Here is a 20,809-nt window from a genome sequence, read left to right on the forward strand (position 1 = left end):
AGCGCATCCGGCAAATAAATCAACGAAAGCTTACCTCTTCCCCCGCCTGCTGCGTTGCCGCCTGTTCCAGCAGAGCCCAGAACGTTTCGCCGCTACGATCGCAGATCCACTCGTCGCCTTTCAGGTCAAAGTGGTAGCCGCCCTGTTTGGTCGCCAGCCACACCTGGTGCAGCGGCTCCTGACGGTTAATAATAATTTTGCTGCCGTTTTCGAAGCTAATGGTCAGCACGCCGCCGTTGATCTCACAATCGATATCGCTGTCGCCATCCCAGTCGTCCAGACGCTCTTCAATGGTCATCCACAGGGTGTCAGCAAGGCGATGAAATTCACTGTCGTTCATTTTCTTATCCTGTTTTTCGTGATGACGGCAGTATAACCTGAAACAAAACGCGTTGCAGATTACAGGCAAACTCTTGCTTTTACGCCTTCTCCTGCGATGATAGAAAACAGAAAGCATGAACTTTACAGGCAATCGATAATGAAAAACGTGTTAAAGCCACTCGCTGTCATTTTTACTCTGTTCAGCCTGACGGGCTGTGGGCTAAAAGGCCCGCTCTATTTCCCGCCAGCAGATAAAACCGCGCCGCCTCCGACCAAGAGCGTTCAGCCGCAATCGCAATCCACCACGCCTGAGAAAAACGATCGTGGGATTAGCGACGGACCTTCTCAGGTGAATTACTGACGGCAGGAATAGATTTACATTTCTGTACCCGCGTGAACGGAGTGAATGATGCAATTCTCTAAAATGCATGGCCTTGGCAACGATTTTATGGTCGTCGACGCGGTAACGCAGAATGTCTTTTTCTCACCAGAGCTGATCCGTCGCCTGGCCGACAGGCATCTCGGCGTTGGATTTGATCAACTGCTGGTGGTTGAACCTCCGTACGATCCGGAGCTGGATTTCCACTACCGTATTTTTAATGCTGACGGCAGTGAAGTGTCACAGTGTGGCAATGGTGCCCGTTGTTTTGCCCGCTTTGTTCGCCTGAAAGGGCTGACCAATAAGCGTGATATTCGCGTCAGTACCGCGAATGGTCGTATGGTATTAACCGTAACCGACGACGAGTTGGTACGGGTGAACATGGGTGAACCCAACTTTGAACCCTCGCAGGTTCCGTTTCGCGCCAACAAAGCAGAGAAGACCTATATTATGCGCGCAGCTGAACAGACAGTATTGTGCGGCGTGGTTTCAATGGGGAACCCGCACTGCGTGATTCAGGTTGATGATGTTGATACGGCCACGGTAGAAACACTGGGGCCGGTTCTGGAAAGCCACGAACGCTTCCCTGAACGCGCCAACATCGGGTTTATGCAGGTGGTAAAACGCGAGCATATCCGGCTACGCGTCTATGAGCGCGGCGCGGGTGAAACACAGGCCTGCGGCAGCGGTGCGTGCGCCGCTGTTGCGGTCGGTATCCAGCAGGGTCTGCTGGCAGAAGAAGTGAAGGTGGAATTACCGGGTGGTCGACTTGATATCGCCTGGAAAGGTCCGGGTCATCCGCTGTATATGACTGGCCCGGCGGCACATGTCTACGACGGATTTATTCACTTATGAAGCAACCAGGGGAAGAACTACAGGAAACGCTCATGGAGCTGGACGACCGGGCGGTCGTCGATTACCTGCAACGTAATCCTGAGTTTTTTATCCGTAATGCCCAGGCCGTTGAAGCGATGCGTGTTCCTCATCCGGTGCGGGGCTCGGTCTCTTTAGTGGAATGGCATATGGCGCGGGCGCGTAATCATATTAACGTGCTGGAAGAGAACATGGCGTTGTTGATGGAACAAGCCAACGCCAATGAAAGCCTGTTCTATCGTCTGTTAAATCTGCAAGGACGGCTGGTGTCGGCCAGCAGTCTTGACGACATGCTGATGCGATTTCATCGCTGGGCGCGTGAGTTAGGGCTGGCCGGGGCGACGGTTCGTCTGTTCCCGGATCGCTGGCGACTTGGCGCGCCATCAAAATTCACCCATCTGGCATTAAGCCGTCAGGCCTTTGAACCGCTGCGTATTCAGCGTCTGGGCCAGTCGCAGCACTATCTTGGTCCGCTCAATGGTCCGGAACTGCTGGTCATGATGCCGGAGGCAAAAGCGATAGGCTCGGTGGCTATGTCGATGTTGGGGCAAGATGGATCCCTGGGCGTGATGTTGTTCAGCAGCCGTGACGTAAATCATTACCAGCAGGGACAAGGAACGCAATTATTGCAGGAAATCTCGCTGATGTTGCCGGAACTGCTGGAGCGCTGGATTGAACGCGTATGACCGATTCACCTCTTTCTCAGGATGTGGCGCGCTTTTTGCGCTATCTGGGCGTTGAGCGCCAGCTTAGCCCGATCACATTGCTAAATTATCAGCGTCAGCTTGATGCCATCATTGCGTTAGCCGGAGAAACCGGGCTGCAAAGCTGGCAACAATGTGATGCGCTCATGGTACGCAGCTTTGCCGTGCGCAGCCGCCGTAAAGGGCTGGGACCGGCGAGTCTGGCGCTGCGTCTCTCCGCGTTGCGCAGTTTCTTTGACTGGCTGGTTAATCAGGGCGAGTTGAAAGCCAACCCGGCAAAAAGCGTTTCCGCGCCGAAAGCCCCGCGTCATTTACCGAAAAACATCGATGTCGACGATGTTAATCGCCTGCTGGATATCGATCTCAACGATCCCCTCGCCGTGCGCGACCGGGCAATGCTGGAAGTGATGTACGGCGCAGGGTTGCGTTTATCTGAACTGGTTGGGCTGGATATTAAACATCTCGATCTCGACACCGGCGAAGTGTGGGTGATGGGCAAGGGCAGTAAAGAGCGGCGTCTGCCAATTGGCCGCAATGCGGTGGCGTGGATTGAGCACTGGCTGGATCTGCGCGGGCTATTTGGCAGCGATGACGATGCGTTATTCCTGTCAAAACTGGGCAAACGCATCTCTGCGCGGAACGTGCAGAAACGCTTTGCGGAATGGGGTATCAAGCAGGGGCTGAACAGCCACGTACATCCCCACAAATTGCGCCACTCTTTTGCGACGCATATGCTGGAGTCGAGCGGCGATCTGCGCGGAGTGCAGGAGTTATTGGGCCATGCCAATCTCTCCACTACCCAAATCTATACCCATCTTGATTTTCAACACCTGGCTTCAGTGTACGATGCGGCGCATCCGCGCGCCAAACGGGGGAAATAATGCGTTTTTACCGGCCTTTGGGGCGCATTTCTGCGCTCACCTTTGACCTTGATGATACCCTTTACGATAACCGTCCCGTTATCACACGCACCGAGCAGGAAGCGCTCGCGTTTGTACAGAACTACCATCCGGCGTTGAATTCGCTGCAAAATAGCGACCTACAGCGCTTACGACAGGCCGTTCGCGACGCCGAGCCGGAAATCTACCACGATGTTACCCAATGGCGTCACCGCGCCGTAGAGCGCGCTATGCTGGAGGCGGGGTTGTCAGAGGCAGAAGCCAGAATGGGGGCGAACGCGGCGATGATGAATTTTGCCAAATGGCGTAGCCGTATTGATGTCCCGCAGGCAACGCATGACACGCTGAAGGCGCTGGCCCGCAAATGGCCGCTGGTGGCGATCACCAACGGTAATGCGCAGCCGGAACTGTTCGGTCTGGGCGATTATTTTGAGTTTGTGCTGCGCGCCGGTCCCGACGGACGCTCAAAACCGTTCAGCGACATGTACGCGCTGGCGGCGGAAAAACTGAAAATGCCCGTGGGGGAGATCCTGCACGTGGGCGACGACCTGACGACAGACGTGGCGGGGGCTATCCGTTGCGGTATGCAGGCCTGCTGGATCAAACCGGAAAATGCCGACCTGATGCAAACCGCAGACAGCCGTTTGCTGCCGCATATCGAAATTTCACAGTTGGCATCTCTGACCTCGCTGATATAATCACCAGCAGAACTCTGTATATATACCCAGCTTTTTGGCGGATAGCGCGACGCTTATCCGCCTTACCTACTTTTATGCGGCGGTGCCAATGGACGTTTCTTACCTGCTCGATAGCCTCAATGATGAACAGCGCCAGGCTGTGGCCGCGCCACGCAGCAACATGCTGGTTCTGGCAGGCGCGGGGAGTGGTAAAACTCGCGTGCTGGTGCACCGTATCGCCTGGTTACTGACGGTTGAGAACAACTCACCGTACTCCATTATGGCGGTGACCTTTACCAACAAAGCGGCGGCGGAAATGCGCCACCGTATTGGTCAGATCATGGGAACCAGCCAGGGCGGTATGTGGGTGGGCACATTCCACGGTCTGGCGCACCGCCTGCTGCGCGCGCACCATATGGATGCAAACTTGCCGCAGGATTTCCAGATCCTCGACAGCGAAGATCAACTGCGTTTGCTTAAGCGTCTGATCAAGGCGATGAACCTTGATGAGAAGCAATGGCCGCCGCGTCAGGCGATGTGGTTCATCAATAGCCAGAAAGACGAAGGGCTGCGTCCGCATCATCTGCAAAGTTACGGCAACCCGGTTGAGCAAACCTGGCAGAAAGTGTATCAGGCTTACCAGGAAGCGTGTGACCGTGCGGGACTGGTGGATTTCGCCGAGCTGCTGCTGCGCGCCCATGAACTGTGGCTCAACAAGCCGCATATCCTGCAGCACTACCGCGAACGCTTTACCAATATCCTGGTGGACGAATTCCAGGATACCAACAACATTCAGTACGCCTGGATCCGCCTGCTGGCGGGCGATACCGGCAAAGTGATGATCGTGGGTGATGACGATCAGTCGATCTACGGCTGGCGCGGCGCGCAGGTGGAGAACATCCAGCGCTTCCTCACGGATTTCCCCGGTGCAGAAACCATTCGCCTGGAGCAGAACTACCGCTCGACCAACAATATCCTCAGCGCGGCCAACGCCCTGATTGAAAACAACAACGGGCGTCTGGGTAAAAAGCTGTGGACCGACGGCGTTGATGGGGAACCGATCTCGCTGTACTGCGCGTTCAACGAACTTGATGAAGCGCGCTTTGTGGTCAATCGCATCAAGAGCTGGCAGGACAACGGCGGAGCACTGGAACAGTGCGCCATTCTTTATCGCAGTAACGCCCAGTCGCGCGTACTGGAAGAGGCGTTGTTACAAGCCAGCATGCCGTATCGGATCTATGGCGGGATGCGCTTCTTCGAACGCCAGGAAATCAAAGATGCGCTCTCCTACCTGCGCCTGATCGCTAACCGCAATGACGACGCTGCGTTTGAACGCGTGGTGAATACGCCAACCCGCGGGATTGGCGATCGTACTTTAGATGTGGTGCGTCAGACCTCCCGCGACCGCCAGCTAACGCTGTGGCAGGCCTGTCGTGAGCTGTTGCAGGAAAAAGCCCTCGCCGGGCGCGCCGCAAGCGCCTTACAGCGCTTTATGGAGCTGATTGACGCACTGGCGCAAGAGACCACGGATATGCCGCTGCACGTGCAAACTGACCGGGTGATTAAAGACTCCGGCCTGCGCATGATGTACGAGCAGGAGAAAGGCGAGAAGGGCCAGACGCGTATCGAAAACTTAGACGAACTGGTGACGGCAACGCGCCAGTTCAGCTACAACGAAGAAGACGAAGACTTAATGCCGCTGCAGGCGTTTCTGTCTCACGCCGCGCTGGAAGCGGGCGAAGGGCAGGCGGATACCTGGCAGGACGCGGTACAGCTGATGACCCTGCACTCGGCGAAGGGCCTGGAATTCCCGCAGGTGTTTATCGTGGGGATGGAAGAAGGCATGTTCCCCAGCCAGATGTCGCTGGACGAAGGCGGTCGCCTTGAAGAAGAGCGCCGCCTGGCTTACGTCGGCGTGACCCGAGCGATGCAAAAGCTGACGCTGACCTACGCCGAAACGCGTCGTCTGTACGGCAAAGAGGTTTACCATCGTCCGTCGCGCTTTATCGGCGAACTGCCGGAAGCGTGCGTTGAAGAGGTTCGCCTGCGCGCTACGGTCAGCCGTCCGGTGAGCCATCAGCGGATGGGCACGCCAATGGCGGAAAATGATACCGGCTACAAACTCGGCCAGCGCGTGCGCCATGCTAAATTTGGCGAGGGCACCATCGTCAACCTGGAAGGAAGCGGTGAGCACAGTCGTTTGCAGGTCGCGTTCCAGGGGCAGGGGATTAAATGGCTGGTGGCGGCCTACGCCCGACTGGAAACGGTTTAACCGGTTTGGCTTTGCCGGATGGCGACGCTGGCGCGCCTTATCCGGCCTACACACTGGGTAACATTTTGATTTGTAGGCCGGTTAAAGCAAAGCCACCATCCGGCTATCTGTCGGTTAATATTCTGAAATCATAGATAAATAATTCCCCTCTGCTAACCTTTCTGTATAAGGGGAAATTATTACTTTTTCGCCATCCGTTGCGTGTTGACGTCAAAATTTTGCTGGCGTAACATGCGCGCACGATTACGCTAAGAGGACATTCGCCTTGGACACACCCAGTAGATACTGGCTCATTATCCTGTCATCCAGGATCAACTCCTAAGGCTATCCCTTTTTGCTGATAGCCTTCGCGGTTGTCAGCGACCTTCTGTTTTTTCCCGTCGCGCTGAGTCAGGCTGTTTAATGGTCTGAAACCCAATTTGTTTCTGTGTGCCCTCCGAACTGTCCGATAATTTTTTGCATTGGGAGTCCCGGTCATGCTGAGCGCATTTCAACTGGAAAACAATCGTTTAACTCGCCTTGAGGCAGACGAGATCGAGCACCTGGCCAGTTCGGTTTGGGTCGATTTAGTCGAGCCGGATGACGAAGAACGAAACCGTGTGCAAAAGGACTTGGGCCAGAATCTGGCTACGCGCCCTGAACTGGAAGACATCGAAGCATCCGCACGTTTTTTTGAAGACGAAGACGGTTTGCACATTCACTCCTTCTTCTTTTATGAAGATGCCGACGATCACGCGGGTAACTCAACCGTCGCATTTACCATTCGCGAAGGCCGCCTGTTTACCCTGCGCGAGCGCGAACTGCCGGCCTTTCGCCTGTACCGCATGCGTGCGCGTAATCAGGCGATGGTGGATGGCAACGCCTACGAGCTGCTGCTTGACCTGTTTGAAACCAAAATTGAACAGCTGGCGGATGAGATCGAAAACATCTACAGCGACCTGGAAAAACTCAGCCGAGTGATCATGGAAGGGCGTCAGGGCGATGAATATGACGAAGCGTTGTCGACGCTGGCGGAACTGGAAGATATCGGCTGGAAGGTTCGTCTGTGTCTGATGGATACCCAGCGCGCACTGAACTTTCTGGTGCGTAAAGCGCGTTTGCCGGGCAGTCAGCTGGAGCAGGCGCGTGAGATCCTGCGCGATATCGAATCCCTGCTTCCGCACAACGAATCGCTGTTCCAGAAGGTTAACTTCCTGATGCAGGCGGCGATGGGCTTTATCAATATCGAGCAGAACCGCATCATTAAGATCTTCTCGGTGGTATCTGTGGTATTCCTGCCGCCGACGCTGGTAGCTTCCAGCTATGGGATGAACTTTGAATTCATGCCGGAACTGCACTGGAGCTTCGGTTACCCTGGGGCGATTGTCTTTATGATGCTTGCGGGGCTGGCGCCGTATCTGTACTTTAAGCGCAAGAACTGGCTGTAATTGCTGTGACTTATCCGACCTACGGTGATGTGCTTTTGTAGGCCGGATAAGCGAAGCGCCATCCGGCAATCTTCTAGCTTCGACGAACCCGTCGTTGCGTATAAATCGCATCCATCACGAAAATCGCCAGCGCTACCCAGATAAATGCAAACGTGACCATTTTATCCGCCCCCGGAACTTCACCGTAAAAGGTGACGGCCAGCAGGAACATCAGTGTAGGTCCGATATACTGGAAGAATCCTATCGTGGACAGACGCAGACGGGTTGCCGCGCCGGTAAAGCACAGCAGCGGAATGGTGGTCACGACACCTGCGGCAATCAGCAGCAGATTAAGCGACATGGGGTTTTGCCCCATATGGCTGGTTGGGCTGTCTGCAATACCAAACAGATAGATGGCTGCAATGGGTAAAAGCCACAGAGTTTCGATCAGCATACCGGTTTGCGCTTCGACGGCGATCTTCTTGCGCACCAGACCATAGAAAGCAAAGCTGAAGGCCAGTCCCAACGCGATTATTGGCAGCGATCCAAAGGTCCATAGCTGTACCAGGACGCCGCAGGCGGCTAACAGTACCGCCAGCCATTGCATGCGACGAAAGCGCTCGCCAAGAAATAACATTCCCAGCACAATATTCACCAACGGGTTAATAAAATAGCCGAGGCTGGCTTCCAGCATATGGTGATTATTGACCGCCCAAATAAACAACAGCCAGTTTCCGCCGATGAGCACTGCAGAGAGCGCCAGCAGGAAGATCTTCTTTGGCGTTTGTAGCAGCGTTTTGACGCCTGACCACTGGCGGCTGATGCTCATCAGCACCACCATAAAGAAAAATGACCAGATGACGCGGTGCGTCAGGATCTCATCCGCCGGGACATAGTAAATCAGCTTGAAGTAGGCAGGAGCGATACCCCAAATAAAATAAGCAGCAAGAGCGAGTAACACGCCCTGCCGCGTTTGTTTAGCATCCATCGGGAAAACTCATTTCAGAAATGTAACAGCAGTTTACCTGTTTTTGGGCACTTACCCCACCATATAAGTGGCGGTTGCGCTGGCAATGTAAAGCTGTTCTTCGTTATGCAGTTCCACGCGCGCAACGGCGACTTTATTACCCGCCCGCAGCAGGCTACTGGTGGCGGTAAAGCGATTCCCTCTCCCCGGACGCAGGTAATCAACGCGCAAATCGATTGTTCCCATGCGTGACATCCGCTGACGCAGTTCGTCCTCGCTGATCGTCTCATGGCGGGTCAGCGTACTGCCAACGCACACCAGCCCGGCGGCGACATCCAGCGCCGAGGCGATCACGCCGCCATGCAGAATGCTTTGCGCCCAGTTGCCGACCATCATCGGTTGGTTATTAAAGGCTAATTGAGCAAATTCTTTCTCATAGCGTTCAAGCTCCAGTCCCAGCGCCCGGTTAAACGGCATATGATAGACAAACATTTCACCCACTAACTTCAGCGCTTCCTCAGCAGTAAGTACGGCAGACATACGATCCCTACATCTCAATGGTTAATGAAATGTTGATATTATGCTTATTATTTGTTGTTTTCTACTTTGGGACGGGATGACTAACGAGGAAATCGCTAAGTATGTATACCCGTCATACTTCAAGTTGCATGTGCGTTGGCAGCGTCTGCTCACCCCAGTCACTTACTTTAGTAAGCTCCTGGGGGTTACAGACTTGCCGCCTTCCTGCAATTTGAATTATTTAGGGTATAGAATACTTGCCAGATAATTATACAATTCATCAATATTTTGGTTCAGGAGAACATTACCGATGCGGGCGATTCTGGGATGGTTACTACCAGCAGTCATGCTGCCGTTGACCGCGTATGCGCAGGAAGCGACAGTGAAAGAGATCCATGATGCACCGGCAGTTCGCGGCAGTATTATCGCCAACATGCTGCAGGAACATGACAACCCTTTCACGCTTTATCCTTATGACACCAACTATCTCATCTACACCAATACCAGCGACATGAACAAAGAAGCGATCAGCAGCTATAGCTGGTCCGAGAATGCGCGCAAGGATGAGGTTAAGTTTCAGCTAAGCCTGGCGTTTCCGCTCTGGCGCGGGATATTAGGGCCGAATTCGGTACTCGGCGGCTCCTATACCCAGAAATCCTGGTGGCAGCTTTCGAACAGTGAAGAGTCTTCACCGTTTCGCGAAACCAACTACGAACCGCAATTGTTCCTCGGTTTTGCCACCGACTATCGCTTCGCCGGTTGGACGCTCCGTGATGTCGAAATGGGCTATAACCATGACTCCAACGGTCGGTCCGACCCTACGTCACGCAGTTGGAACCGTCTTTATACCCGTCTGATGGCTGAAAACGGTAACTGGCTGGTGGAAGTTAAGCCGTGGTACGTTATTGGCAGCACCGATGATAACCCTGATATCACCAAATATATGGGCTACTATCAGTTGAAAATGGGCTATCACTTGGGTGATGCGGTCATCAGTGTGAAAGGCCAGTACAACTGGAATACCGGCTACGGCGGCGCCGAGCTGGGGGCCAGTTACCCCATCACGAAGCATGTACGTCTTTACACCCAGGTGTACAGCGGTTACGGCGAATCGCTGATTGACTACAACTTCAATCAGACCCGTGTTGGCGTGGGTGTGATGCTCAACGATATCTTCTGACAGATATTGAGAGTATTTTAATCATTGCAGTTTCTCTCTCAGGCGCTGAAAATAGCGCCTGTTTTTATTTCAGGCTAATGGGGTTAATGTGGCGCAGGCGGAAGTGTTGAATCTGGAAATGGGCGCTAAACAGGTTTTGCAGGAAACCTTTGGCTACCAACAGTTTCGCCCCGGTCAGGAAGAAATCATTGATACCGTGATCTCTGGTCGTGACTGCCTGGTCGTTATGCCGACCGGTGGCGGTAAATCCCTGTGCTATCAAATTCCCGCATTATTGCTTAACGGACTCACCGTTGTCGTTTCGCCGCTGATTTCCCTGATGAAAGATCAGGTCGATCAACTGCTGGCCAACGGCGTGGCGGCTGCGTGTCTGAACTCCACCCAAAGTCGTGAGCAGCAGCTTGAGGTCATGGCAGGCTGTCGCAGTGGGCAGATTCGCTTACTGTACATTGCGCCCGAACGCCTGATGCTGGATAACTTCCTTGAGCATCTGGCGCACTGGAATCCGGTGCTGCTGGCGGTTGATGAAGCGCACTGTATCTCGCAGTGGGGGCATGATTTCCGCCCGGAATATGCCGCGCTGGGACAATTGCGTCAGCGTTTCCCAACCCTGCCGTTTGTGGCGCTGACCGCTACCGCGGATGAAACCACCCGGCTGGATATTGTGCGTCTGCTGGGACTCAATGACCCGTTAATTCAGATCAGCAGCTTTGATCGTCCGAATATTCGCTACATGCTGATGGAGAAATTTAAGCCGCTCGATCAGCTGATGCGCTACGTGCAAGAGCAGCGCGGTAAGTCCGGTATTATCTACTGTAACAGCCGCGCCAAAGTCGAAGACACCGCCGCGCGTCTGCAAAGCCGTGGCATCAGCGCTGGGGCTTACCATGCCGGGCTGGAAAACGCCGTACGCGCTGAAGTGCAGGAGAAATTCCAGCGCGATGACCTGCAAATCGTGGTGGCGACCGTGGCATTTGGGATGGGAATCAACAAACCTAACGTACGCTTCGTGGTGCATTTCGACATTCCGCGCAACATCGAATCCTACTACCAGGAAACAGGCCGTGCCGGACGTGACGGCCTGCCGGCGGAAGCAATGCTGTTTTACGATCCGGCTGATATGGCATGGCTGCGCCGTTGCCTCGAAGAGAAACCTGCCGGACAGCTTCTGGATATCGAACGGCATAAGCTCAATGCGATGGGGGCGTTTGCTGAGGCGCAAACCTGTCGTCGTCTGGTGCTGCTGAACTATTTTGGCGAAGGGCGCCAGGAGCCGTGTGGTAACTGCGACATCTGCCTCGATCCGCCAAAACAGTACGACGGACTCATGGATGCGCGCAAAGCGCTGTCGACTATCTACCGAGTGAATCAACGCTTTGGTATGGGTTACGTCGTGGAGGTTCTGCGCGGAGCGAATAACCAGCGTATTCGCGAACTGGCCCATGACAAGCTGCCGGTCTATGGCATTGGCCGCGAGCAAAGCCACGAACATTGGGTTAGCGTTATTCGCCAGCTTATTCATCTTGGTCTGGTGACGCAGAATATTGCTCATCACTCTGCGTTACAGCTAACCGAAGCCGCGCGCCCGGTGCTGCGTGGTGACGTTCCACTACAGCTTGCGGTACCGCGTATTGTGGCGCTGAAACCGCGGGTGATGCAGAAATCCTTCGGTGGCAACTATGACCGCAAACTGTTCGCCAAATTGCGTAAGCTGCGTAAAGCCATTGCCGATGAAGAGAATATCCCGCCGTACGTGGTGTTCAACGACGCGACGCTGATTGAAATGGCCGAGCAGATGCCGGTTTCAGCGAGCGAAATGCTGAGCGTCAACGGCGTAGGGATGCGTAAACTTGAGCGTTTTGGCAAAGAGTTTATGGCGCTTATTCGCGCGCACGTTGATGGTGACGACGAAGAGTAGTCAGCCGGGCAAAAAAGTGCCAGGATGGTGACTCACTGAACTATTCCCCCGCGAGTCATTTTTTATGTTAACGCTATTTTTCACCGTTGCATTGGTGCATATCGTTGCGCTGATGAGCCCTGGCCCCGATTTCTTCTTTGTTTCTCAAACCGCGGTTAGCCGTTCGCGCAAAGAAGCTATGATGGGCGTGCTGGGTATTACCTGTGGCGTCATGGTCTGGGCTGGCGTGGCGTTGCTTGGTTTGCATCTGATTATCGAAAAAATGGCCTGGCTGCACACCATTATTATGGTGGGCGGGGGGCTGTATCTGTGCTGGATGGGTTATCAGATGCTGCGCGGTGCGTTTAAAAAACAGGATGTTGCGGCTCCCACTCCGCAGGTGGAGCTGGCGCAGAGCGGACGCAGCTTTTTGAAAGGTCTGTTGACCAACCTGGCGAACCCTAAAGCCATTATCTACTTTGGCTCCGTGTTCTCATTGTTCGTTGGCGATAACGTGGGAACGGGCGCGCGTTGGGGGATCTTTGCCCTGATCATCGTGGAAACGCTGGCGTGGTTTACCGTGGTTGCCAGCTTGTTTGCACTCCCGAAAATGCGTCGTGGTTATCAGCGTCTGGCGAAGTGGATTGATGGTTTTGCCGGCGCGCTGTTCGCAGGCTTCGGTATCCACCTGATTATTTCGCGCTAAGATTGTTACCCGCCTGGGCGTCCCAGGCGGTATGCGGCTTATTGCGCAAGCTTCTGTAGCTCATCCTTCGAAAGGCCGGTCATTTCCATAATCGCGTCGGTATCAAGACCTCGCTTGAGCATCGCTTTTGCTACATCAGTAAGGGCAATGCGCTTCCCTTCTTCACGGCCTATCTGCTTTAGTTGATCCGCCATTGTCATCAGTTTTTCTCCATGCTGCGGCACCCGCTGTGCCAGCTTATACAATAATGTCTGAACATCTTGTGTATTCCCTGCTTGCACCATGTAGTTTACCAGCACGGTTATTTGTTGTCCGCTCATCTTCTCCAGCATAAACAGGCGGGTAAGTTTATCCAGCAACTGCGCCATGTCGCGCTGGCGAATGTGTTTTTGTACTAATGTCAGTGCCGCCATGCTGCGATGCTGCATGATCTCATCATCTGGAATAACCGTCACATCCACCAACGGAAATGGTGTGCTGTAAAGTTGAAGGGCGGTTCCAGAATCCTCAAAGTGATCCAGCCAGTTCATTGAGCCTTGCCATGGGCTTTGCTTGCCATGGTAAAAGAGCACTGGAATAACCAGCGGCAGAGTGTCGTTTCCAGCCTCAAGATGACGCTGCATCGCTGCGATAGCGTAGCGCATCAGGCGAAATGACATGTGCTTATCCGGTGAGCTTTGATGCTCAATGAGCACATGTACATAGCCATGTCCGCTGGTGGTTTCCAGTGAGTAGAGAATATCGCTGAAATAGGGGCGCAGATCGTCCTCCACAAAACTGCCTGATTCCAGACGGAGCGTTTCCAGTTTGCATATTTTGATTAACGAGGGAGGAAGATGAAGTTCGATAAAGTCCCGCGCGGTTTCCACGCGGGAGAGGAAGGTTTTAAATACTGCGTCATGTGGTGTTGTTACTTCCGCCATCGTTAATCATCCGTGAGTGGTGAATATGGCAGCATTCTGGCATTAGCAATCAACGTCTAACAGTACAGGATAAAAGGCTTTTCTCCCTTTGCGGCGAAGTACGAAAAGCCATGTTCAGAGGCTCTTACAGATAGCATTTCATTGCGAGCGACGTTCCATTTGCTAGGCATGCCTTGCCGATGCCAGCAGGGCGCCTATCAGCATAAACAGCGAGCCAAACACTTTGTTGAGCGCCTTCATTTGCTTTGGCCCTTTAATCCAGCCAGCAATGCGCGTGGCCAGCGTCGCGTAACCGATCATCACAATGATATCGACCACGATGGTCGTGACGCCAAGTACCACGTACTGCATCAACTGCGGTTCCTGCGGCAGGATGAACTGCGGGAACAGAGCGGCAAGAAAAACTATGCTCTTGGGATTGGTCAGATTAACAAAGACCGCGCGTTTGAACAGCCGGCTGCGCGATTGCGTATTCGCCATGGTATTCAGATCGATAGCACCCGCCGCGCGCCATTGCTGAATACCCAGCCAAATCAGATAGGCCGCTCCCGCCCACTTCAGCACCTCAAATGCGATCACCGAACGTGAAAATAGCGTTCCCAGTCCTACGCCAACCAGAACGATATGAATACCCAAGCCGGTCTGCAAACCCGCAATCGACGCGCTGGCACCGCGATATCCGTGGCTGATGGCGGTGGTCATGGTATTGATTGCGCCAGAGCCTGGGGACAAGCTCAAAATAATAGAGGTCAGCAGGTAGGCGAACCACCATTCAAAGGTCATGAGAAACTCCCGGATTGTCTATTTTTATGCCACAATACGCTACTGCCGTTAGGTTGTGTCAGTGACGGCGAAAAAAACGATTTTACTTGGTCAGCGAGGCTGGATACCCGATGTTTCAGCAGCAAAAAGACTGGGAAACAAGAGAAAACGCGTTTGCTGCTTTTTCCATGGGGCCACTGACAGATTTCTGGCGTCAGCGGGAAGAAGCGGAATTTACGGGCGTGGATGATATTCCCGTACATTTTGTTCGTTTTCATGCAGAAAAAAACGATCGCGTCATCGTCGTCTGTCCTGGACGCATTGAAAGCTACGTGAAATACGCTGAACTGGCGTATGACCTGTTTCATTCTGGTTTTGACGTTCTCATTATCGATCACCGTGGCCAGGGGCGTTCCGGGCGTATGCTTTCGGATCCGCATCGCGGTCATGTCGATAACTTTAATGATTATGTCGACGATCTAACCGCCTTCTGGCAGCAGGAAGTGCTACCCGGCCCGTGGAGAAAACGCTATATCCTGGCGCATTCAATGGGCGGGGCGATTGCGACGTTATTCCTGCAACGCCACCCGAATCAGTGTGATGCCATCGCGCTTTGCGCACCGATGTTTGGTATTGTGATGCGCTTTCCCGACTGGATGGTGCGCCATATACTGGACTGGGCCGAAGGGCATCCGCGGATCCGCGAAGGCTATGCGATGGGAACCGGGCGCTGGCGGGCGCTGCCGTTCGGTATGAATGCGTTAACCCATAGTCGACAGCGCTATCGGCGCAATCTACGTTTTTATGCAGATGAGCCGCGGCTACGCGTAGGCGGCCCCACTTACCACTGGGTACGTGAAGGAATTCTGGCAGGCGAACAGGTTCTGGCTGGAGCAGGAGACGACGCGACGCCGACGCTGCTGATTCAGGCCGAAGAAGAGCAGGTGGTCGATAACCGCATGCACGATCGTTTTTGTGAACTTCGCGCCGCAGCGGGCCATCCTGTAGAAGGGGGTAAGCCGCTTGTCATCAAAGGCGCGTACCATGAGATCCTTTTTGAAAAGGACGAAATGCGCTCAGTCGCGCTTAACGCTATTGTCGAATTTTTCGACAAGCATAACTCATCCAGCGGAAACCGCTTTGCCTAGAGGTTGAATTTTCTTATGTATCAGGTTGTTGCGTCTGATTTAGACGGTACGCTGCTTTCTCCCGACCATACTTTGTCCCCTTATGCCAAAGAGACGCTGAAGTTATTGACCGCTCGTGGCGTTAACTTCGTGTTTGCGACTGGCCGCCATCATGTTGATGTGGGGCAAATTCGCGATAACCTCGGCATTAAAACCTACATGATCACGTCCAACGGCGCGCGCGTGCATGATTCTGATGGAAATCTGGTGTTTTCGCATAATCTGGATCGCGACATTGCCAGCGACCTGTTTGGCGTAGTGAATGCAAACCCGGACATCGTGACTAACGTTTATCGCGATGACGAGTGGTTTATGAATCGCCATCGTCCGGACGAAATGCGCTTCTTCAAAGAAGCGGTGTTTAACTATTCACTGTTTGAACCTGCGTTACTGGAGCCGGAAGGCGTCAGCAAAGTGTTTTTCACCACCGATTCTCACGAAAGGTTGCTGCCGCTGGAGCAGGCGATTAACGCCCGTTGGGGCGATCGCGTCAACGTCAGCTTCTCTACGCTTACCTGTCTGGAAGTCATGGCTGGCGGCGTATCGAAAGGTCATGCACTGGAAGCGGTAGCGAAAGCGATGGGCTACAGCCTGAAAGACTGCATTGCATTTGGCGACGGGATGAATGATGCGGAAATGCTCTCCATGGCGGGTAAAGGCTGCATTATGGGCAATGCGCACCAACGCCTGAAGGATCTGCATCCGGAACTGGAAGTCATCGGTCTTAATGCTGATGATGCCGTGCCGCACTATCTGCGTGAGCTGTTTTTGCAGTAATGTCATTGTTCGTTAGTTGACCAGTTGTCAACTAAAAACTTCGCTACAATGGGTGTACCTTTTGTTAAGAGACATCCATTGTGGCGTTACTCATCATTACCACAATTCTGTGGGCCTTTTCCTTTAGCCTGTTTGGCGAGTACCTTGCTGGTCATGTCGATAGCTATTTTGCGGTGCTGGTGCGCGTTGGGCTGGCGGCGCTGGTTTTCCTGCCGTTTCTACGTACCCGCGGACACAGCGTAAAAACGATCGCGCTGTATATGTTGGTGGGCGCCATGCAGCTTGGCATTATGTATATGCTGAGTTTTCACGCCTATCTGTACCTGACGGTTTCAGAATTGCTGCTCTTTACCGTGCTGACGCCGCTCTACATTACGCTGATTTATGACTTGATGAGTGGACGTCGTTTGCGCTGGAGCTATGCCTTCAGTGCGTTGCTGGCGGTGATTGGCGCGGGGATTATTCGTTATGATCAGGTGACCAGTCACTTCTGGACCGGCCTGCTGCTGGTGCAGTTGTCCAATATCAGCTTTGCCATTGGTATGGTGGGCTATAAACGTCTGATGGAAACGCGACCAATGCCGCAGCACAATGCCTTTGCCTGGTTTTACATGGGGGCCTTTATAGTGGCAATAGTTGCCTGGTTCATGCTGGGTAATGCGCAGAAAATGCCTGCAACCACGCTACAGTGGAGTATCCTGGTCTTTCTTGGCGTGGCAGCATCTGGTATTGGTTACTTTATGTGGAACTACGGCGCGACTCAGGTGGATGCGGGCACGCTGGGCATCATGAACAATATGCATGTGCCGGCCGGGCTGCTGGTTAACCTGGCTATCTGGCATCAACAGCCTCATTGGCCAAGCTTCATCATTGGTGCGGCTGTGATAGTGGCCTCACTGTGGGTACATCGAAAGTGGGTCGTTCCGCACTCCGTACAAACGGCAGGTGATCGCAGGCGTGATTCCGCGCTGAGTGAATAAACGCTTCCGTGACCGGCTGTCGCTGCTCGCCATCACGCACGGCGGCGTACAGTCGACTCCACAATCCATCACCCAGGGTTTTGGTCACCACCAGGCCCTGGCGTTCAAAACTCTCCACCACCCAGTGTGGTAAAGCCGCAATACCCATTCTGGCTGCAACCATCTGAATCAGCAGTAAGGTGTTATCCACGCTCTTCAGCGACGGACTAACGCCTGCGGGCTGCAGGAAATGTCGCCAGACGTCCAGTCGACTGCGTTGCACCGGGTAAATCAGCAGCGTCTCGCTGGCTAAATCCTCCGGCGTGATTTGCGTTTTGCTGGCCAGCGGATGGTCAGGCGCCAGCACCAGGCGGACTTCAAAATCAAACATCGGCGAGTAGTGCAATCCGCTGCGCGGCAGAATATCGGAGGTTAACACCAGATCCAGCTCATCCTGTTGTAGTGCCGGTTGCGGATCGAACGTCACGCCGGATTTAAAGTCCATCTCCACCTGCGGCCAGTTGGCACGAAAATTCTCCAGCGCGGGCGTCAGCCACTGGATACAGCTGTGGCATTCAATCGCGATTCGCAGCCGGGTTTGCTGTGGTTCGTTGCATGCCTGTAGCGCACGACCAATTTGCGGCAACACCTGATTGGCTAACTGCAGCAGGATTTCTCCCTGCGGCGTAAAGCGCAGAGGCTGGCTTTTACGGATAAAAAGTCGAAAGCCAAGGCGCTGCTCCAGATCGCTGAACTGGTGAGAAAGGGCGGATTGGGTCTGATGCAACGTCGCCGCTGCGGCTGCCAGCGAACCACTATTCCGCAACGCCTGTAGCGTTTTCAGATGTTTAATCTCGATCATGAAAGTCCTTCACTTCGGCATGAACAAATTGCGCTTGAGGAATATACAGTAACCGCCAATTATGGATGTGTAAACATCTGGACGTCCAAAACTCGTCATATTTCGACTTGCAGATGCGTTGGCTTCCTCGCTTACCCCAGTCACTTACTTTAGTAAGCTCCTGGGGATGCGCTGTGTCGCCGCCTTCCTGCAAACCGAACTATTTAGAGTTTTTGCTTCAGATTCAATAAAATAAGAGAGGAAGAAAAATGACAATATTGAATCACACCCTCGGTTTCCCTCGCGTTGGCCTGCGTCGCGAGTTGAAGAAAGCGCAAGAAAGCTACTGGGCGGGAAATTCCTCCCGTGAAGATTTGCTGACCGTTGGCCGTGAGCTGCGTGCCCGCCACTGGGATCAGCAGAAGCAAGCGGGCGTTGACCTGCTGCCGGTAGGCGATTTTGCCTGGTACGATCACGTCCTGACCACCAGTCTGTTGCTCGGCAACGTTCCGGCTCGTCACCAGAATAAAGACGGCTCCGTCGATATAGACACCTTATTCCGTATTGGCCGTGGCCGCGCACCAACGGGTGAACCCGCGGCGGCGGCAGAAATGACCAAATGGTTTAACACCAACTATCACTATATGGTGCCAGAGTTCACCAAAGGTCAGCAGTTCAAACTGACCTGGACTCAACTGCTGGATGAAGTGGACGAAGCGCTGGCGCTTGGTCACAAGGTCAAGCCTGTGCTGCTGGGACCGGTAACTTATCTGTGGCTGGGGAAAGTGAAGGGCGAACAGTTTGATCGCCTGAGCCTGTTGAACGATATTCTGCCAGTTTACCAGCAGGTGCTGGCGGAGCTGGCAAAACGCGGTATCGAGTGGGTACAAATCGACGAACCCGCGCTGGTGCTGGAGCTGCCGCAAGCGTGGCTGAACGCCTTTCAACCGGCTTATGACGCCCTGCAGGGCCAGGTGAAACTACTGCTTACCACCTACTTCGAAGGCGTAACGCCAAATCTGGATACCATTACCGCGTTGCCGGTGCAGGGGCTGCACGTTGACTTCGTGCACGGCAAAGATGATGTCGCCGAGCTGCACAAGCGTCTGCCTGCCGACTGGCTGTTGTCAGCGGGTTTGGTGAACGGTCGCAACGTCTGGCGTGCCGATCTCAGCGAAAAATATGCGCAAATTAAAGATATCGTCGGGAAACGTAACCTGTGGGTAGCTTCTTCCTGTTCGCTGCTGCACAGCCCAATCGATCTCAGTGTGGAAACCCGCCTTGATGCAGAAGTGAAGAGCTGGTTTGCCTTCGCGCTGCAAAAATGTGGCGAGCTGGCTCTGCTGCGCGATGCGTTGAACAGCGGTGATACGGCGGCAATTGTGGAATGGAGCGCACCGATTCAGGCGCGTCGTCACTCTACCCGCGTACACAACGCTGCAGTGGAAAAACGTCTGGCGGCGATCACCGCGCAGGACAGTCAGCGCGCCAACGCTTACCCGGTTCGTGCCGAGGCGCAACGTGCGCGCTTTAATCTGCCGGCATGGCCGACCACCACCATCGGTTCATTCCCGCAAACTACCGAAATTCGCGGCCTGCGTCTGGACTTCAAAAAGGGCAACCTGGATGCCGGTAATTATCGCACCGGTATTGCGGAACATATCAAACAGGCGATCGTTGAACAAGAACGTCTGGGGCTCGATGTGCTGGTGCACGGTGAAGCCGAACGTAACGACATGGTGGAATATTTTGGCGAACACCTGGACGGTTTCGTCTTTACCCAAAACGGTTGGGTGCAGAGCTACGGTTCTCGCTGTGTGAAGCCGCCGGTGGTAATTGGCGATGTCAGCCGCCCGGAAGCGATCACCGTGGAGTGGGCGAAGTATGCCCAGTCGCTGACCGACAAACCGGTAAAAGGCATGCTGACGGGTCCGGTGACCATTCTCTGCTGGTCATTCCCGCGTGAAGACGTGACCCGTGAAACCATCGCTAAGCAGATTGCGCTGGCGCTGCGTGACGAGGTGGCCGATCTGGAAGCTGCGGGTATTGGCATCATCCAGATTGATGAACCAGCGCTGCGCGAAGGTCTGCCGCTGCGCCGCAGCGACTGGGCGGCGTATCTGGAGTGGGGCGTGGAAGCCTTCCGTATTAACGCGGCGGTGGCGAAGGATGAAACCCAGATCCACACCCACATGTGTTACTGCGAGTTCAATGACATCATGGACTCCATTGCGGCGCTGGATGCGGACGTGATCACCATTGAGACATCACGTTCTGATATGGAACTGCTGGAATCGTTTGAAGAGTTCGACTATCCGAACGAAATCGGGCCGGGCGTCTACGATATTCACTCACCGAACGTCCCGAGCGTGGAGTGGATTGAAGCCCTGCTGAAGAAAGCTGAGCAGCGTATTCCGGCTGAGCGTCTGTGGGTGAACCCGGACTGTGGCCTGAAAACGCGCGGCTGGCCGGAAACGCGTGCGGCGCTGGCGAACATGGTCAAAGCGGCGCAGAATCTGCGTCAGGCGTAACTCGCTGCCCGGGAAGCGCTGGCGCTTGC

Annotated in this window: 21 protein-coding genes; 15 read left to right on the forward strand and 6 right to left on the reverse strand. The window is 54.1% G+C overall.

The genetic code is table 11. From position 1 onward, the window contains the following. Window positions 1-19: 19 nt before the first annotated feature. A complete protein-coding gene (cyaY, locus tag E1B03_RS01415) occupies window positions 20-340 on the reverse strand; it encodes an iron donor protein CyaY (protein WP_103772006.1) in 321 nt (106 codons plus the stop codon). A 138-nt stretch (window positions 341-478) separates the two neighbouring features. Between cyaY and lptM the strand changes: the two genes are divergently transcribed. From lptM to corA, 8 genes are all read left to right on the forward strand, one after another. Beyond that, window positions 479-682: an LPS translocon maturation chaperone LptM gene (gene lptM / locus E1B03_RS01420; RefSeq protein ID WP_003017937.1), complete on the forward strand. Its 204-nt coding sequence runs from the start codon at window positions 479-481 to the stop codon at window positions 680-682. 48 nt (window positions 683-730) lie between these two features. Further along, the gene (gene dapF, locus E1B03_RS01425) at window positions 731-1,555 is read left to right on the forward strand and encodes a diaminopimelate epimerase (RefSeq protein ID WP_079939627.1); all 825 of its coding nucleotides are present in this window, start codon (window positions 731-733) and stop codon (window positions 1,553-1,555) included. After that, on the forward strand, window positions 1,552-2,259 hold the full coding sequence (locus E1B03_RS01430) for a DUF484 domain-containing protein (RefSeq protein ID WP_103772007.1): 708 nt from the start codon (window positions 1,552-1,554) through the stop codon (window positions 2,257-2,259). The genes dapF and E1B03_RS01430 overlap by 4 nt, the downstream gene beginning before the upstream one ends. Further along, window positions 2,256-3,158: a tyrosine recombinase XerC gene (gene xerC / locus E1B03_RS01435; protein WP_003017928.1), complete on the forward strand. Its 903-nt coding sequence runs from the start codon at window positions 2,256-2,258 to the stop codon at window positions 3,156-3,158. Before E1B03_RS01430 ends, xerC begins: the two co-directional genes overlap by 4 nt. Then, entirely contained in the window at window positions 3,158-3,874 is a 717-nt protein-coding gene (yigB, locus tag E1B03_RS01440) for a 5-amino-6-(5-phospho-D-ribitylamino)uracil phosphatase YigB (RefSeq protein WP_103772008.1), read from the forward strand. The genes xerC and yigB overlap by 1 nt, the downstream gene beginning before the upstream one ends. A gap of 88 nt (window positions 3,875-3,962) precedes the next feature. Beyond that, window positions 3,963-6,125, forward strand: a complete 2,163-nt coding sequence (uvrD, locus tag E1B03_RS01445; protein ID WP_103772009.1) for a DNA helicase II — start codon at window positions 3,963-3,965, stop codon at window positions 6,123-6,125. Between the two features lie 265 nt (window positions 6,126-6,390). Further along, window positions 6,391-6,447 (forward strand): YsgD/CorL family protein, encoded by a 57-nt coding sequence (gene ysgD / locus E1B03_RS26325; RefSeq protein WP_212723238.1) that lies wholly within the window; start codon window positions 6,391-6,393, stop codon window positions 6,445-6,447. Between the two features lie 154 nt (window positions 6,448-6,601). After that, entirely contained in the window at window positions 6,602-7,552 is a 951-nt protein-coding gene (gene corA / locus E1B03_RS01450; protein WP_003017920.1) for a magnesium/cobalt transporter CorA, read from the forward strand. A 73-nt stretch (window positions 7,553-7,625) separates the two neighbouring features. Here corA and rarD read toward each other — a convergent pair whose 3' ends face one another. Beyond that, entirely contained in the window at window positions 7,626-8,519 is an 894-nt protein-coding gene (rarD, locus tag E1B03_RS01455; protein ID WP_133085580.1) for an EamA family transporter RarD, read from the reverse strand. 51 nt (window positions 8,520-8,570) lie between these two features. Beyond that, entirely contained in the window at window positions 8,571-9,038 is a 468-nt protein-coding gene (gene yigI / locus E1B03_RS01460; protein ID WP_003017917.1) for an acyl-CoA thioesterase YigI, read from the reverse strand. A 289-nt stretch (window positions 9,039-9,327) separates the two neighbouring features. Between yigI and pldA the strand changes: the two genes are divergently transcribed. The 3 genes from pldA to rhtC all read left to right on the forward strand — a co-directional run bounded on the left by pldA (window position 9,328) and on the right by rhtC (window position 12,800). Beyond that, window positions 9,328-10,197: a phospholipase A gene (pldA, locus tag E1B03_RS01465; protein ID WP_079939623.1), complete on the forward strand. Its 870-nt coding sequence runs from the start codon at window positions 9,328-9,330 to the stop codon at window positions 10,195-10,197. A gap of 88 nt (window positions 10,198-10,285) precedes the next feature. Next, window positions 10,286-12,115, forward strand: a complete 1,830-nt coding sequence (gene recQ, locus E1B03_RS01470) for an ATP-dependent DNA helicase RecQ (protein WP_103772012.1) — start codon at window positions 10,286-10,288, stop codon at window positions 12,113-12,115. Between the two features lie 64 nt (window positions 12,116-12,179). Then, window positions 12,180-12,800, forward strand: a complete 621-nt coding sequence (rhtC, locus tag E1B03_RS01475) for a threonine export protein RhtC (RefSeq protein WP_003828942.1) — start codon at window positions 12,180-12,182, stop codon at window positions 12,798-12,800. 38 nt (window positions 12,801-12,838) lie between these two features. Here the strand turns inward: rhtC and E1B03_RS01480 are convergent, their stop codons facing one another. Then, window positions 12,839-13,723 (reverse strand): Rpn family recombination-promoting nuclease/putative transposase, encoded by an 885-nt coding sequence (locus tag E1B03_RS01480; RefSeq protein ID WP_133085581.1) that lies wholly within the window; start codon window positions 13,721-13,723, stop codon window positions 12,839-12,841. Between the two features lie 162 nt (window positions 13,724-13,885). Further along, entirely contained in the window at window positions 13,886-14,506 is a 621-nt protein-coding gene (gene rhtB / locus E1B03_RS01485; protein WP_003828938.1) for a homoserine/homoserine lactone efflux protein, read from the reverse strand. Window positions 14,507-14,616: 110 nt separating this feature from the next. On the opposite strand from rhtB, the gene pldB reads away from it, so the two are divergent. The 3 genes from pldB (at window position 14,617) to E1B03_RS01500 (ending at window position 17,429) form a co-directional block, all read left to right on the forward strand. Further along, window positions 14,617-15,633, forward strand: coding sequence for a lysophospholipase L2 (gene pldB / locus E1B03_RS01490; RefSeq protein WP_103772013.1), 1,017 nt, complete (start codon window positions 14,617-14,619; stop codon window positions 15,631-15,633). Between the two features lie 15 nt (window positions 15,634-15,648). Beyond that, window positions 15,649-16,449: a sugar/pyridoxal phosphate phosphatase YigL gene (yigL, locus tag E1B03_RS01495; RefSeq protein ID WP_008787091.1), complete on the forward strand. Its 801-nt coding sequence runs from the start codon at window positions 15,649-15,651 to the stop codon at window positions 16,447-16,449. Between the two features lie 80 nt (window positions 16,450-16,529). Beyond that, a complete protein-coding gene (locus E1B03_RS01500) occupies window positions 16,530-17,429 on the forward strand; it encodes a carboxylate/amino acid/amine transporter (protein ID WP_133085582.1) in 900 nt (299 codons plus the stop codon). Here the strand turns inward: E1B03_RS01500 and metR are convergent. Further along, entirely contained in the window at window positions 17,317-18,270 is a 954-nt protein-coding gene (gene metR, locus E1B03_RS01505) for an HTH-type transcriptional regulator MetR (RefSeq protein ID WP_103772015.1), read from the reverse strand. The genes E1B03_RS01500 and metR overlap by 113 nt on opposite strands. Window positions 18,271-18,518: 248 nt before the next feature. Here metR and metE point away from each other — a divergent pair, with 248 nt between their 5' ends. Next, entirely contained in the window at window positions 18,519-20,780 is a 2,262-nt protein-coding gene (gene metE / locus E1B03_RS01510) for a 5-methyltetrahydropteroyltriglutamate--homocysteine S-methyltransferase (protein WP_103772016.1), read from the forward strand. Window positions 20,781-20,809 lie beyond the last annotated feature (29 nt).

It is taken from the genome of Citrobacter arsenatis (genome assembly GCF_004353845.1).
Classification (GTDB): Bacteria; Pseudomonadota; Gammaproteobacteria; order Enterobacterales; family Enterobacteriaceae; genus Citrobacter; species Citrobacter arsenatis.